This window comes from Flavobacterium ardleyense, assembly GCF_033547075.1.
Taxonomy (GTDB): Bacteria; Bacteroidota; Bacteroidia; order Flavobacteriales; family Flavobacteriaceae; genus Flavobacterium; species Flavobacterium ardleyense_A.
Map to the genome: position 1 here is coordinate 1,073,677 of NZ_CP137891.1, position 14,390 is coordinate 1,088,066.

The 14,390-nt window shown below is 36.3% G+C and carries 16 protein-coding genes; 10 read left to right on the forward strand and 6 right to left on the reverse strand.

The features are described from left to right. Positions 1 to 140: 140 nt before the first annotated feature. Positions 141 to 1,394, reverse strand: a complete 1,254-nt coding sequence (locus SBO79_RS04605) for an aspartate kinase (RefSeq protein WP_318642396.1) — start codon at positions 1,392 to 1,394, stop codon at positions 141 to 143. Further along, positions 1,395 to 1,868 carry a GNAT family N-acetyltransferase gene (locus SBO79_RS04610; RefSeq protein ID WP_318642398.1) on the reverse strand — a complete coding sequence of 158 codons (474 nt, stop codon included), beginning with the start codon at positions 1,866 to 1,868 and terminating at the stop codon, positions 1,395 to 1,397. Between the two features lie 132 nt (positions 1,869 to 2,000). Between SBO79_RS04610 and fbp the strand changes: the two genes are divergently transcribed. Then, positions 2,001 to 3,014 (forward strand): class 1 fructose-bisphosphatase, encoded by a 1,014-nt coding sequence (fbp, locus tag SBO79_RS04615; RefSeq protein WP_318642400.1) that lies wholly within the window; start codon positions 2,001 to 2,003, stop codon positions 3,012 to 3,014. A gap of 72 nt (positions 3,015 to 3,086) precedes the next feature. Here fbp and SBO79_RS04620 read toward each other — a convergent pair whose 3' ends face one another. Continuing rightward, entirely contained in the window at positions 3,087 to 3,518 is a 432-nt protein-coding gene (locus SBO79_RS04620; protein WP_318642402.1) for a TerB family tellurite resistance protein, read from the reverse strand. A 185-nt stretch (positions 3,519 to 3,703) separates the two neighbouring features. On the opposite strand from SBO79_RS04620, the gene SBO79_RS04625 reads away from it, so the two are divergent. The 3 genes from SBO79_RS04625 to SBO79_RS04635 are packed head-to-tail and all read left to right on the forward strand — an operon-like array spanning position 3,704 to position 6,319. Next, positions 3,704 to 4,294: a HupE/UreJ family protein gene (locus tag SBO79_RS04625; protein WP_318642403.1), complete on the forward strand. Its 591-nt coding sequence runs from the start codon at positions 3,704 to 3,706 to the stop codon at positions 4,292 to 4,294. A gap of 3 nt (positions 4,295 to 4,297) precedes the next feature. Continuing rightward, positions 4,298 to 4,738: a deoxycytidylate deaminase gene (locus SBO79_RS04630; RefSeq protein ID WP_318642405.1), complete on the forward strand. Its 441-nt coding sequence runs from the start codon at positions 4,298 to 4,300 to the stop codon at positions 4,736 to 4,738. After that, positions 4,739 to 6,319, forward strand: a complete 1,581-nt coding sequence (locus tag SBO79_RS04635; protein WP_318642407.1) for a S41 family peptidase — start codon at positions 4,739 to 4,741, stop codon at positions 6,317 to 6,319. Here the strand turns inward: SBO79_RS04635 and SBO79_RS04640 are convergent. The 3 genes from SBO79_RS04640 to SBO79_RS04650 are packed head-to-tail and all read right to left on the reverse strand — an operon-like array spanning position 6,316 to position 7,739. Further along, positions 6,316 to 6,921 carry an FAD-dependent oxidoreductase gene (locus tag SBO79_RS04640; protein ID WP_318642409.1) on the reverse strand — a complete coding sequence of 202 codons (606 nt, stop codon included), beginning with the start codon at positions 6,919 to 6,921 and terminating at the stop codon, positions 6,316 to 6,318. The genes SBO79_RS04635 and SBO79_RS04640 overlap by 4 nt on opposite strands. Beyond that, a complete protein-coding gene (locus SBO79_RS04645) occupies positions 6,921 to 7,121 on the reverse strand; it encodes a hypothetical protein (RefSeq protein ID WP_318642411.1) in 201 nt (66 codons plus the stop codon). Before SBO79_RS04645 ends, SBO79_RS04640 begins: the two co-directional genes overlap by 1 nt. Before the next feature lie 42 nt (positions 7,122 to 7,163). Further along, a complete protein-coding gene (locus SBO79_RS04650; RefSeq protein WP_406600249.1) occupies positions 7,164 to 7,739 on the reverse strand; it encodes a MarC family protein in 576 nt (191 codons plus the stop codon). Between the two features lie 180 nt (positions 7,740 to 7,919). Here SBO79_RS04650 and SBO79_RS04655 point away from each other — a divergent pair, with 180 nt between their 5' ends. The 6 genes from SBO79_RS04655 to SBO79_RS04680 all read left to right on the forward strand — a co-directional run bounded on the left by SBO79_RS04655 (position 7,920) and on the right by SBO79_RS04680 (position 14,377). Beyond that, positions 7,920 to 8,726, forward strand: a complete 807-nt coding sequence (locus SBO79_RS04655) for a hypothetical protein (protein WP_318642413.1) — start codon at positions 7,920 to 7,922, stop codon at positions 8,724 to 8,726. A 56-nt stretch (positions 8,727 to 8,782) separates the two neighbouring features. Then, positions 8,783 to 9,355 (forward strand): DUF3109 family protein, encoded by a 573-nt coding sequence (locus SBO79_RS04660; RefSeq protein WP_318642415.1) that lies wholly within the window; start codon positions 8,783 to 8,785, stop codon positions 9,353 to 9,355. 260 nt (positions 9,356 to 9,615) lie between these two features. Then, positions 9,616 to 10,593, forward strand: a complete 978-nt coding sequence (locus tag SBO79_RS04665) for a ribonucleotide-diphosphate reductase subunit beta (RefSeq protein WP_318642417.1) — start codon at positions 9,616 to 9,618, stop codon at positions 10,591 to 10,593. Positions 10,594 to 10,770: 177 nt separating this feature from the next. After that, the gene (locus SBO79_RS04670; RefSeq protein WP_318642419.1) at positions 10,771 to 13,146 is read left to right on the forward strand and encodes a ribonucleoside-diphosphate reductase subunit alpha; all 2,376 of its coding nucleotides are present in this window, start codon (positions 10,771 to 10,773) and stop codon (positions 13,144 to 13,146) included. 291 nt (positions 13,147 to 13,437) lie between these two features. Continuing rightward, the gene (locus tag SBO79_RS04675; RefSeq protein ID WP_406600250.1) at positions 13,438 to 13,662 is read left to right on the forward strand and encodes a hypothetical protein; all 225 of its coding nucleotides are present in this window, start codon (positions 13,438 to 13,440) and stop codon (positions 13,660 to 13,662) included. Positions 13,663 to 13,669: 7 nt separating this feature from the next. Beyond that, the gene (locus SBO79_RS04680; protein WP_318642423.1) at positions 13,670 to 14,377 is read left to right on the forward strand and encodes an AAA family ATPase; all 708 of its coding nucleotides are present in this window, start codon (positions 13,670 to 13,672) and stop codon (positions 14,375 to 14,377) included. Positions 14,378 to 14,390 lie beyond the last annotated feature (13 nt).

The following is a 14,390-nucleotide window of genomic DNA, read 5'->3' on the forward strand; positions in this document are numbered from 1 at the left end:
GTTAATTAACTTTAAGGTTAATGTGCTGATTGCTAATGTAGTTAGCGTTTATTAGTCATTTGACTGCAATTTTATAAAACAAAGACTCTTCTGTAATTTTTAAGATTTATCTTATAGGATCTTGAGTACATGTTACTACTTTAGGTTGCAGCAACTATCTGAATAGTTTCTCTACTTGTTTGAGTTAACAAGACTTTCTTATTTTCTGTAATCGAATTTGCCGAAAGGTCGTCAAAGTGTCGAATGGTATATAAAGATATGTTTTCATTGTAGCTTACGCTAAATTTACTAGAAAGAACAGCCTTTAATACTTCAAAATTACCGTAATTGTCGTCGCAACAAACCGAAAAGCTTATCGCAGAATTCTGAATCAAATGCACCTTTAGCTTGTATTTATGGAGAAGTGCAAAAATTTCGCTAATATTTTCTTCCATAATAAATTCAAAATTTAGTGAAGACAAGGAAATAAGTAGTTGATTTCGCTTTACAATAAAACATGGTACGAGAGGTTGCAAGTCACTTCCTTTGCCCACTTTTGTCCCTGGCAATTTTGGATTTAGAAATGATTTCACGTATAGCGGGATTTCCTTTCTTTGCAAGGGCTGCAAAGTTTTCGGGTGAATTACCGTAGCTCCATAAAATGCCAATTCTATAGCTTCTCTGTAAGAAATATTTTCGAGCAAAATAGCGTTTTCAAAGAATCGCGGATCGGCATTCATAACTCCAGGTACATCTTTCCAGATAGTCACGCTATCCGCATTTAGGCAATACCCAAAAATAGCCGCTGTATAGTCAGAGCCTTCGCGACCTAAAGAAGTGCTAAAATTATTTTCGTCAGATCCCAAAAAACCCTGTGTGATATTTAAAGTAGCTTTTACTTTAATTGCCGAAATGTTTTTCTGTGTTAATTGCCAGTCCACTTCTGCTTCTCTAAAGTTGGAATTGGTTTTAATGTATTGTCGAACGTCAAGAAGATTAGTGTCAATGTTTTTGTGACTGAAAAAGTATGTTAGAATAGTTGTCGAAAGCAATTCGCCATATCCAATTAATTGATCGTAAACATAATTGTAATTAGGAGATTTATTATTCTGAAGAAACAATTCCATTTCATCAAACAATTTTTTCAAAGCCGCAAATACGGGATTTTGATCATCTTCAAATAAATCCAGTAAAATTTCATTGTGGTATTTTTTCACTTCTTGGATGGAAGCTTTTAACTCTGCAGATTTTTCAAAATAATTGTTGATCACAACTTCAATTGCATTTGTTGTTTTGCCCATTGCCGAAACTACGAGAAGTACATCGCTATGACCAGTAATTTGTAAAACATCATAAATATTGCGTACCGCTTCTGCATCCTTAATAGATGCACCTCCAAACTTAAAAATCCTCATTTACTCTTTTGTTACAAATTTCTCAATCTGTTCTCTACTCATTTGGGCCACCATCCAATCTTGCAAAACGGTCGCTCCAGATTTTCTGTAGAATTCAATCGCAGGGGTATTCCAATTCAAAACATTCCATTCGATGCGCTGTACATTATCTTCATAGCCAGTTTTTATAATTTCAGAATAGAGTGCAAAACCAACTCCGCTACCGCGCTGATTTTCTTTGACAACTAAATCTTCCAGATGCAAAGTTCTACCTTTCCAAGTGCTATATCTGTAGTAATAAAGTGCCATTCCCACGATGGTGCCATCTTCCACGGCAACATAGCAGTAAAATAATGGATCTTCACCGTACCCATCACGAATCAAATCTTCGACCGTAACGATTACAGCATCGGGTTCTTTTTCATAAATGGCGAGCTCTTTAATTAGCTCTAATGCAGCTTCCATATCTTCGGCTCTAGCTTTTCGGATAATCATAAAAAATTTATTTATAGCTTTCGCTAAATTGTGAAAAACAAATATACAAATACCAAAAACTATCAAGCAATAAAGGTCAAATTTTGGCAAAAAAACCGATATTTGTAAAATTACAAACACATTCGTATCATTATGGCAGATCGCAGTAGAACTCTAGGAGAGTTTATTATCGAAAAACAAGAAGAATTTAAATACTCTTCGGGTGAATTATCACGTATTATGAATGCTATTCGGCTAGCGGCCAAAGTAGTGAACTATAAAGTAAATAAAGCGGGACTTGTAGATATTACTGGAGCTGTCGGACAGATTAACATTCAAGGCGAAGACCAGCAAAAACTCGATGTATACGCAAATGATGTTTTTATTAAAACTCTTACAAACCGCGAAATTGTTTGCGGAATTGCATCAGAAGAAAATGACGATTTCATCACTGTTCCAGGTTGCGATAATAGTCACAGCAATAAATATGTATTATTGATGGATCCACTAGACGGATCTTCAAATATTGATGTCAATGTATCTGTAGGAACTATCTTTTCAGTTTATAAAAGAATTTCTCCTATTGGAAGCCCAGTCACAAAAGAAGATTTTCTTCAGCCAGGAACAGCGCAAGTTGCTGCTGGATATGTAATTTATGGAACATCGACAATGCTCGTTTACACAACAGGACATGGCGTTAACGGATTTACTTTAAATCCGGCAATTGGAACATTCTATCTTTCGCACCCAAATATGACCTTTGCTCCCGACGGAAAAATTTATAGTATTAACGAAGGAAATTACATACACTTTCACCCAGGAATAAAAAATTATATCAAATATTGCCAATCAGAAGAAGGAGATCGTCCATATACATCTCGCTATATTGGAAGTTTGGTGGCAGATGTTCACAGAAATATGATCAAAGGTGGAATTTACATGTATCCTAAGAGTTCTAAAAGCGAAAAAGGAAAATTGCGTTTGCTATACGAATGCAACCCAATGGCCTTTATCGTAGAGCAAGCTGGTGGAAAAGCAACCGATGGTGTAACTAGAATTTTGCAACTCAAACCAGAAGAGTTACATGAGCGTGTGCCCTTTATTTGCGGAAGCAAAAATATGGTTGAGAAAGCGGAAGAATTTATCGCCGCTGCGCAGAATATGTAACATATTTAATTAAAATAAAGAATGCCCGTGAAGCCTAAAGTTTCACGGGCATTCTTTATATACAACAATTTCTTATTTGTTCATATTAGTCATCTCGTAAATAAAAGTATCTAAGTCAACTTCTTGTTTTACAAGTTCAAAAGCTTTGGCTACGATATAATCAACGTTACTTGGCGTGAAACCAAGTCCTACGCAAAATTTCTTAAGCATATTTACTTGACTATCTCCCAAATTGTGATCGACATAAACCATGCGAGCAAGGTCATACAAACGATCAAGTCTTTGAGAATATAAATAAGGTGGATTTATAGGGTATTTTAAAGGATCAGCAAGAATTTCGGCGTACTCTTCTTCAGATACATCCAATCTGCGAGCGAGTTGATCCAAGAATACTTTTTCCACGTCTGCAAGTTTGCCGTCAGCAAGCGCAACACGTACTATTGCAGAGAAATGGCCACGATTTCGTGATGAAAACGAAGTACTAAAAAGATCTGAAAATGACATAATGTTCGGGTTTTATTCTGCAAATATAATTCGATTTAAATTATGTCAAAATGTTTTTACGAAAGTTTAGCAGCCAATCGCATTTTATCCTAAAAATCATTCTCAATTAAGTGGTCGTGCGAGTTGTTTTTGAAAATAAATCGTAAGTTTACAGTCCTTAAAAATCAATTAATAAGTCCCTAGTAATGTCGGAGTTTTGGATATTTTTTCAACTTGGTTTGAGACACGTTTTAGATATTAACGGATACGATCATTTATTATTTCTAGTAGCCTTAACAGCACCGTTTTTATTTAAAGATTGGAAGCAAATTCTGATATTGGTAAGTGTTTTTACTTTAGGTCATACAGTGGCGATGTTACTCAATGTGTATAATATTCTTAGCATTCGAAGCGCAATTATTGAGTTTTTAATTCCGATTTCTATTTTGATTACCGCACTTTTTACACTTCTAAGTGGCGGAAAACCCGCAAAACCTCAAAGTAAAAATGCCATAATGTTTATAACGCTTTTCTTCGGAATTATACATGGACTTGGATTTTCGACCTATTTCAAATCATTATTAAGCGGAACTCCAACAGATAAACTTTTACCTTTGTTTGAATTTGCTTTAGGAATTGAAGCAGCACAGATAATAATTGTTACCATAGTTTTGATAGCGTCATACGCCGTACAGACTTTTACTAAATTTAATAAACGAGACTGGACCTTGGTGCTCTCGGCCTTTGTCATTGGCGTAGTGTTGCCATTGATAGTAGAAAATGATATTTGGAAATAAAAAATGGATATAAAAAAAATAGCTCGCTACGATCATGCCTATCTTAAAATTGCCAAAGAGTGGGGCAAGTTATCACATTGCAACCGTAAAAAAGTAGGTGCGATTATTGTAAAGGATCGCATGATAATTTCAGATGGATATAATGGAACACCGTCTGGATTTGATAATACTTGCGAGAATGATATTGGAGAAACGCATTGGTATGTGCTGCATGCCGAAGCAAATGCGATATTAAAAGTTGCTTCGTCAACGCAATCTTGTGATGGCGCAACGCTTTATATTACGATGTCACCTTGCAAGGATTGCAGCAAATTAATACATCAAGCTGGAATTACTCGAGTTGTTTATTTGTCGGGATATAAAGACATGTCTGGCGTAGATTTCTTGATTAGAGCAGGAGTAAAAGTAGATAATATAAATCTAGATGAGTATGAAAACGTATAAATGAAAAAGAAAAGGATTTTTGGGCCACTTATAGTTTTTTCCAGCATAGCCTTTGGTATTTTGCTGGGAAGTCTTCTCAATTTCTCTAGTCCATCCTTAGTTTTAGAAAAGAATAGTTATAAAAATAAACTCAATAAACTTATTGACTTTATCGAAAATGAATACGTCGATTCTATCAATACAGATTCAATCGTAGATATTACAGTTAATAATATTCTCGAAAAATTAGATCCACATTCTGTCTACATTCCTGCTGACGAGTTTGAGGCTTCCGCCGAATCTATGAAAGGTGACTTCGTTGGAATTGGAATTAATTTTTATATGTATAAAGATACGGTCGCGGTTATCAAGACGATTGAAGACGGCCCTTCGGCAAAAGCAGGAATCAAAGCTGGCGACCGAATTCTCTTCGCAGATAAAGATCAGTTATTTGGCCGAAAACTCCCTACCGATAGTTTATTTTCGAAATTAAAAGGTGCCGAAGGTTCGAAAGTTCTTTTAAAAGTTTTTAGAAAATCAGAGAATAAAACATTCACAATTGATCTAATCCGTGGAACAATTCCGATAAAAAGTGTAGACGTAGCCGAAATGATTGATCAGAAAACGGGGTATATTAAGATCAATCGATTTGCAGAAACAACCGCAACCGAATTTAATACCTCTCTTCAAAAATTGTTAGACTTACAGATGGAAAACCTAGTTATCGACCTTAGAGATAATGGTGGTGGTTATTTAGAGAAAGCAAATGAAATTGCTGATGAACTGTTAAAAGCTGGTGAACTCATCGTACAGACAAAAAACAAAAAACAACGTACAGACAAGACTGTTGCCACCAAAGGGGGATTATTTGAAAAAGGAAAACTTTATATTCTTATAAATGAAAATAGTGCATCTGCAAGCGAAATCATAGCGGGTGCTATTCAAGATAATGATAGGGGAAAAATTGTGGGGAGACGTTCTTTTGGAAAGGGATTGGTGCAACGCGAAATGAATTTTCAAGATGGATCGGCAGTGAGATTAACCGTAGCCCGGTATTACACTCCTTCTGGAAGGTCTATTCAAAAGCCTTATGCTAATGGAGTTGAAGATTATTACAGCGAATTTGATCATAGATTTGAAAGTGGCGAACTTTATGAAAGAGATAGTATTAAAGTTGCCGATACCTTAAAATTTAAAACTAAAAATGGACGCATCGTTTATGGAGGTGGCGGAATTGTTCCAGACATTTTTGTGCCTATAGAAAAGGAGCATGGGCTGGAAGGTCTTGGTTATTTAATGCAATCGGGAATTGTAGGGCATTTTGCCTTTGAGCAACTTGACAAACACCGAGCGGAATTTAAGGGAATGAAATTCGAAGAATTTAGCGATGCGATGGCAAAAACTGATAAATATTTTAAAGCTTTTGACAACTATCTTTCAGAAAGTGGTTTCGGAATGAACCTAAAGAAAAATAAAGATTTTGTAAAAAGTTTTATCACTGCCGAATTTGCACGTCAGTTATTTTCTGAAAATCGGTATTACGAAATTATAAAAAGGAATGATGCAATGATAAAAGCTGTACAAGTAGATTTAGAAAACTAGCGCAAAGAATCGTGGCTATGAGTGTCAATTCCGTTATTCCACATTGTAAGAATATCAGTTGCAACCGCAGCACCACTTCCAGCGGCAATTGCGACTTGACTGCGCCAGCCGGCAAGAGTTCCAGCAACGTACATCCCTTGAGCAATTTGATGATCAGTGTTAATTAGCTGAATTCGATTTTTATCCGCAATGGTCTTCATGTGTGGAATAACGAAGTCTTGTAAACCGGTAATGTTGAAACTATTCGAATTTCCGACTGCAATTACTACAGATCTGGCCTGATAAATGTTTTTATTGGTAGTGATAGTAAAGAGGGGAAAATCTCCAGATATGCTACTTACTTTTTCTTTTGCAATCTGGGTAATGTGAGGATAAGCATCCTGTAACTGCCTAAGTCCATTTGTCAAAGTATCTGAACCTAATGTGTAAAGTGGCATTCCATAAGCGTTATTAAGAACCGCATCTTGAAGAGCTGACGCCTTTTGATGGGCTATAATGCCTACTTTCTTTTCATGGGCAAATTCGCGTTTGTGCGCAGATCCCAAAACTAAAGCGCAAGAAACACCGGCAGCGCCGCCACCGATTATTAATACATCAAACATTATTTGTCGTTTAGTTTTTCTTGTAACTGCACAGAAGTTTTGAAAATCAATAATATGAAAACAGCGCAAAATGCTGCTGCAATTCCAATTAATGCAATCATACTGTTTCCATCAGTAAGATGATCAAAATCTAGAAGTGTAATATTAAATACTATAAGTGCTAGGGCAATAAATATAAGAATGTACGTAAATATTTTCATAAGAGTAAAATTTTGAAACGGTATAAAAGTACTAAATTCCCTTTAAACAAAGAGCGCTTTAACATTGCCTGCAAATAATTTAACAGCAATAGCTAAAAGTATAACACCGAAAAATTTTCTAATAATACCTAGTCCGTTTTTACCTAAAACTTTTTCAATTTTTGATGAAGATTTCAAAACGATATAGACTAATATGATATTTAATACAATTGCGATCAAGATATTGATAGTTTGATACTGTGCTTTTAAAGATAGCAGGGTGGTCAAGGTTCCCGCTCCCGCAATTAGAGGAAATGCAATTGGTACAATTGAGGCAGAATTTGTTTCTTCGTCTCGATATAGTGTGATTCCTAAAATCATTTCGAGCGCTAGAAAAAACAATACAAATGATCCAGCTACTGCAAAAGAATAGACATCAATTCCAATAACAGTTAGCATTTCTTCACCTATAAATAAAAAAGTAATTAGCATGATACAAGCTGCAATCGCTGCCTTTTCAGATTCAATCTTACCATGTTTTTGCTTTAAACTTACAATTACTGGCACGCCACCTACAATATCAATTACTGCAAAAAGTACCATGGCAACGGTGACAATCTCTTGAAAAACTAAATTCATAATTCTCTTTTTTAGAAAGTGCAAAAGTAGAAGTTAAATCAATGAAAATACGATAAAATAATAATAATTCGTAAATTATCAATCAGAGGTAGTAGGTTCAACTACAATATGTTACAGTTTGTCGACTTTTTTGTTTATTGTGGAAACTCTTTGTTAAATTTAAAATTAACTTTAAAAGAAATGATGATGAAAAAGCTACTAATTCTTATATTTTTAATAATATTCAGCGCGACAACAAATGCACAAAATCCTTTATTAAAAAGATTGCAGAAGAAAATTGAAAATAGACTCGAAAACAAGGTGGAGAGTAAAGTGATGCAAAAGACAGATCAATCGGTTGATAAAGTTTTGGAGGGTCAATTTGAAAGTCTAGCAAAACCATCATCCAAAATTTCAGCCGATGCACTACCTGGAAAGTATTCTTTCAGCTATGAATATGAAACCGAGATACAGTCACAAAACAACAAACCAGTGAGTATGACTTATTTTTTACAACCAAATGCCTCCTATCAAGGAATGGCTATGGGTGACATAAAATCAGATATGTTTATGGTTATGGATTTTGATAAGGAGCTTATGGTAAGTTTTATGAATATGTCTGGGACAAAAATGGCTCAAACAATCAGCTTTGCTAATACAAATGATTCTTCTGAGGAAGCTGCGCTCTCAGACTACCAAACTTCTGCACTTCCAGATCTAATAATAGCAGGGTACAATTGTAAAGGTCTTCAATTAAAAAACAAAGATTATCTTATTAAATATTATTTTACCAACGAAGTTCCAGTTTCTCTAAATGGAATGGGGAGAGATAAAAAAAGCGCCGCTTTTAATAAAATCATTAATGGAATAAATACTAAAGACCCAGGATTGATGATGAAAATGGATCTAACGGACTTGAAAAATAAAAAAAATAATATGGTGATGCTGTGCAAAAGTTTAAAGAAAACTACCAAAGAAATTTCGAAAAGCGATTATAAATTTATGTAAATTGAAATTAGGTTGGTATTTTTTGATTTGATTCTGATAAAGAGTACTTTTGCAAAATGTTTCAACTAGGAAAAACCATCGTATCTGAGGATATCCTCGAAAAAGATTTTGTTTGTAATCTTACTGCTTGCAAAGGTGCTTGTTGTGTAGCTGGTGATGCCGGTGCACCACTAACTCTTGAGGAGACCAAGATTCTTGAGGAAATTTATCCAAAAATTAAGTCAATGCTACGTCCAGAGGGAATTGCTGCAATTGAAGGGCAAGGAACTTGGGTCACTGGCGAGGATGGCGAACTAGAGACGCCACTTATTGGTGGAGCAGATTGCGCTTATGTTATATTTGACGAAGGAACTGCTCTTTGTGGAATAGAACAAGCATACAACGAAGGATTAGTAAGCTGGAAAAAACCAGTTTCCTGTCACTTATATCCAGTACGAGTAAAAGACTTTTCAGATTTTGCCGCAGTCAATTATGATCGGTGGGACATTTGTGATGATGCTTGTACTCTTGGTCAAGAATTAGGCGTTCCTGTATATAAATTTGTCAAAGAAGCGCTAATTAGACGTTTTGGAGAAGATTGGTACATGGAACTTGAAAAAGTAGCCGAAGACCTCAAAAAATCCAAATAATATTTTTTAATTTTAGGTTAATTCTTAATTATCTTTGTGTTATTTTATAGCACGAACAAATTTAGTATTGCCTGTATTAACCTCTTAATGAGCGGATTAGAACATCTATGTGCCCCAGCTCCCGTAAACAAAGGATTGTTTAAAACTATCATCCATTTGTGAATAACTATGATTTTTTTTAAGGTGTAAATTTGCAATCTTTGTATTCGCAAGACACAGATATTTGCCAAATTATTCAAATACTTTAATAAAAAACCTATATGTCACAGATAGAGCCGATACTTCAAGAAAACAGCGACCGATTTGTAATTTTTCCAATCAAACATCCCGATATTTGGGATTGGTATAAAAAAATGGAAGCTAGTTTCTGGACTGCCGAAGAAATTGACTTGTCTCAAGATCTTACAGATTGGAATGAAAAACTAACTGGAGACGAACGGTATTTTATAAAGCATATTTTAGCATTCTTCGCAGCTTCGGACGGAATTGTGAACGAGAATCTAGCTGAGAATTTTGTAAATGAAGTTAAGTACGCTGAGGCGAAATTCTTTTATGGTTTCCAAATCATGATGGAAAATATTCACTCCGAAACATATTCACTACTTATAGACACTTACGTGAAAGATGATACAGAAAAAGACCTTCTTTTCCGTGCTTTAGATGTTTTCCCAGCGATTAAGAAAAAAGCGGATTGGGCTCTAAAGTGGATTGAATCGCCATCTTTTGCCGAAAGACTTATTGCCTTTGCAGCAGTAGAAGGAATTTTCTTCTCTGGAGCTTTCTGTTCAATTTTCTGGTTAAAGAAACGTGGCTTGATGCCGGGATTAACTTTCTCTAACGAACTGATTTCTCGTGACGAAGGTGTTCACTGTGATTTTGCAGTGCATTTGCACAACCACCACTTGATTAATAAAGTTTCAAAATCTCGCATTAAAGAAATTATCGTCGATGCACTTAATATCGAAAGAGAATTTATCACAGAATCGCTTCCGGTAAGTTTGATTGGAATGAATGCGAAGCTAATGACTCAATATTTAGAATTTGTTGCAGACAGACTTCTAGTTGAATTAGAGTGCGAAAGAGTTTACAACACTTCAAATCCTTTTGATTTTATGGATATGATTTCGCTTCAGGGAAAGACAAATTTCTTCGAAAAGAAAGTTGCCGAATATCAAAAAGCAGGAGTTATGAACACAGATTCTGAAGCTCAAAAAATTACTTTCGACGCTGATTTCTAGGATTTCGAAAACTTCTAAATCTGAAAATCTTATTGCTTAATTGCAAAAGTGCCCTAGCCCCGATTGCAGCGAAATCCCCCGATAGCTATCGGGGATTGGAGCGGAAAGTGGGATAAAGCACCAAAAAACAACGAAATTATACCAAGAACGACTCTTTTGGTTTAAAAATATAGAAAAATGTACGTAATAAAAAGAAACGGGACGAAAGAGCCTGTGATGTTTGACAAAATTACCGATAGGATTAAGAAATTATGTTACGGCCTCAACGATCTTGTAGATCCTGTGAAGGTAGCAATGCGAGTGATAGAAGGACTTTACGACGGTGTAGCCACTTCTGAACTTGATAATCTTGCTGCCGAAACTGCCGCTGCAATGACGATTTCGCATCCTGATTATGCGCAATTAGCGGCTAGAATTGCAATTTCAAACTTACATAGTAATACTACAAAATCGTTTTCAGAAACGATGACCGAAATGTACAATTATGTGAATCCTCGTACAAATCAAGCGTCGCCTTTATTGTCCGATGAGGTGTATGATGTAATTCAGAAAAATGCCGTTTTCCTAGATTCTCACGTAATTTACAACCGTGATTTTAACTATGATTATTTCGGATTTAAAACCTTGGAACGTAGTTATTTACTAAAGTTAAATGGCAAAATAGTGGAGCGTCCTCAGCACATGTTGATGCGTGTTTCTGTGGGAATTCACTTAGATGATTTGGATTCGGTTTTAGAAACTTACGACCTCATGTCTAAGAAATTTTTTACCCACGCGACGCCAACTTTGTTTAATGCAGGTACTCCAAAACCACAAATGTCGAGCTGTTTCTTGCTTGCGATGCAGGATGATAGTATTGATGGAATTTACGATACGCTAAAGCAAACTGCCAAAATTTCGCAATCTGCAGGTGGAGTAGGACTGTCTATTCACAACGTTCGTGCGACTGGATCATATATTCGTGGTACAAATGGAACTTCAAACGGAATTGTTCCAATGTTGAGAGTTTTCAATGATACTGCACGTTATGTAGATCAAGGTGGTGGAAAACGCAAAGGAAGTTTTGCGATTTACATCGAAACTTGGCATGCTGATATTTTTGATTTCCTCGACCTGAAAAAGAATCACGGAAAAGAAGAAATGCGCGCGCGCGACTTATTTTTTGCAATGTGGACTTCAGATTTATTTATGAAAAGAGTGGAGTTAGACACAACTTGGACCTTGATGTGCCCGAGCGAATGTCCTGGACTTTACGACGTTCACGGAGATGAGTTTGAAACTCTTTACGAATCTTACGAAGCAGCTGGCAAAGGTCGCAAAACAATTAGAGCTCGCGAATTATGGGAGAAAATTCTAGAATCGCAAATCGAAACTGGTACTCCTTATATGTTGTACAAAGATGCGGTGAATAGAAAATCGAATCAGAAAAATTTGGGTACGATTAGATCTTCGAATCTTTGTACCGAAATTATGGAATATACATCGGCAGATGAGGTTGCAGTTTGTAATCTCGCATCGATTTCGCTTCCAATGTTTGTAGAAAATGGTGCTTTTAATCACCAATTATTATATGACGTTACCAAACGGGTAACGCGCAACTTAAACAAGGTAATTGACCGCAATTATTACCCTGTTCCAGAGGCCGAAAATTCAAATATGCGCCACCGTCCCGTAGGATTGGGTGTACAAGGATTGGCAGATGCGTTTATTATGCTCAGACTGCCTTTTACAAGTGATGAGGCTAAGAAACTGAATCAGGAAATCTTCGAAACCCTTTACTTTGCTGCGGTTACCGCTTCAATGGAGCTAGCAAAAGAGGAAGGTCCTTACAGCACTTACGAAGGTTCGCCGATCTCGCAAGGGGAGTTTCAATATAATTTATGGGGACTTAAAGACGAGGAACTTTCGGGTCGTTGGGATTGGGCTGCATTGCGTACAGACGTGCTTGCAAACGGGGTGAGAAACTCACTGCTTGTGGCACCGATGCCAACTGCCTCTACATCTCAAATACTAGGAAATAACGAAGCTTTTGAGCCATATACTTCAAATATTTATACTCGTCGTACGCTTTCTGGTGAGTTTATCATCGTCAACAAGCACCTTTTAGAAGATCTTGTGGAGCGCGGATTATGGAATGAAACTTTGAAGCAAGAGATTATGCGTCACAACGGATCTGTCCAAAATATCGCGGAAATTCCTGCAGATTTAAAGGAGCTTTATAAGACGGTTTGGGAGTTAAGTATGAAAGACATCATCGATATGTCGCGTCAACGCGGCTATTTTATCGATCAGTCTCAGTCCTTAAATCTATTTATGCAAGATGCGAACTTTGCAAAATTAACTTCGATGCATTTCTACGCTTGGAAGTCTGGTCTTAAGACTGGAATGTACTATTTGCGTACCAAAAGTGCGGTTGATGCAATCAAATTCACTTTGAATAATGACAAGAAAGCCGCGCCGGTAGCCGAGGCGATTGCTGCAAATGAGTTTAAATCAATGATCGATTTAGCTCGAAATGCTGAGCCGGATGACTGCGATATGTGCGGATCTTAAGCAAATACTATTTTTAAAATTTACAGCTGTCAAGAAGTTGATGGCTGTTTTTTTTGGCAGCTAGTCCTGCTATCTGCGGCAATTCCTCGGCAAGAATCTTTTTTTGTTGCCCGCATAAGGAGCTTCCGTTGGTCGCTCTTCTGCAAGCACAAAAAATAGATTCTTCGCCTCCGGGATTTGCTTCGCCAGTTCGCTACGCTCGGGTATGCGCCTATCAGGGCTGTACATTGTCGTGATTAGTTGATAGAAGCACGTTTTAATTTTCTAAATTTGCACTTCAAAATGACAATTATGGAAGTTAAAGGAATTTATACAGGAATTATAGAAAAAGACGAAGAAGGAAATTACTTCTGCGGAGAATATTTACTTGATTATCAATATACAGAAGCTAGTTTTAAACTAGGTGATGAGATCAATATCAAATCGGTAATTGTAAATCCAAGCGATCGTAGCTATAATAAATACAACAAAAAATCGCGCAATTTTTTCTTAGCAAACGACAAACCTGCTCAATAGTTGAGATATGAGTAATTTCTTTTTTCAAGATCGATCGATTGTAAATTTAGATGAAGTAGTTTTTAATGAAACTGCTGCGGCTCAAATCAAACGATTTCTTGACGAATACCAACACCGCGAAATTCTTGCAAAATATGATTTGCCAGTTGTAAACAAAATTTTACTACACGGTAAAACCGGTTGTGGGAAAACGATGACTGCCAAAGCAATTGCGCAAACGCTCAACTGTAAATTATTTACCGTAAATCTTTCTACTATCGTTTCTTCGCGCCTTGGCGAAACTGCTAAGAACATCGAGTCACTTTTTAAAGAAGCAAATTACGAACGTTCGGTTTTATTCTTTGACGAATTTGATTCACTCGGACAAATCCGTGATTACGATAATAAGGACAATAGTGAAATGAAACGAGTGGTGAATGCCATTTTGCAACTCATCGATAATTTTCCAGCTAAGTCAGTTTTGATTGCTGCCACAAATCAGTTGCACATGATTGACGAAGCATTAACGCGTCGATTTGAAATGCTGATCGAATATACGGCACCTTCAAAAGAAGTTCTTGATATTTACTACAATAATCTTTTACAGAAATATCCTGTAGAATATCAAAAGCTAGATAGAATTTACGATGTCTCATTTGCAGAAGCAAAAAACCATTTATTTACTGTGGTGAAAAATAATATTATTGCCGCCGAAAGGTCAAAAATAACTCAATAAAAACCTGAATATG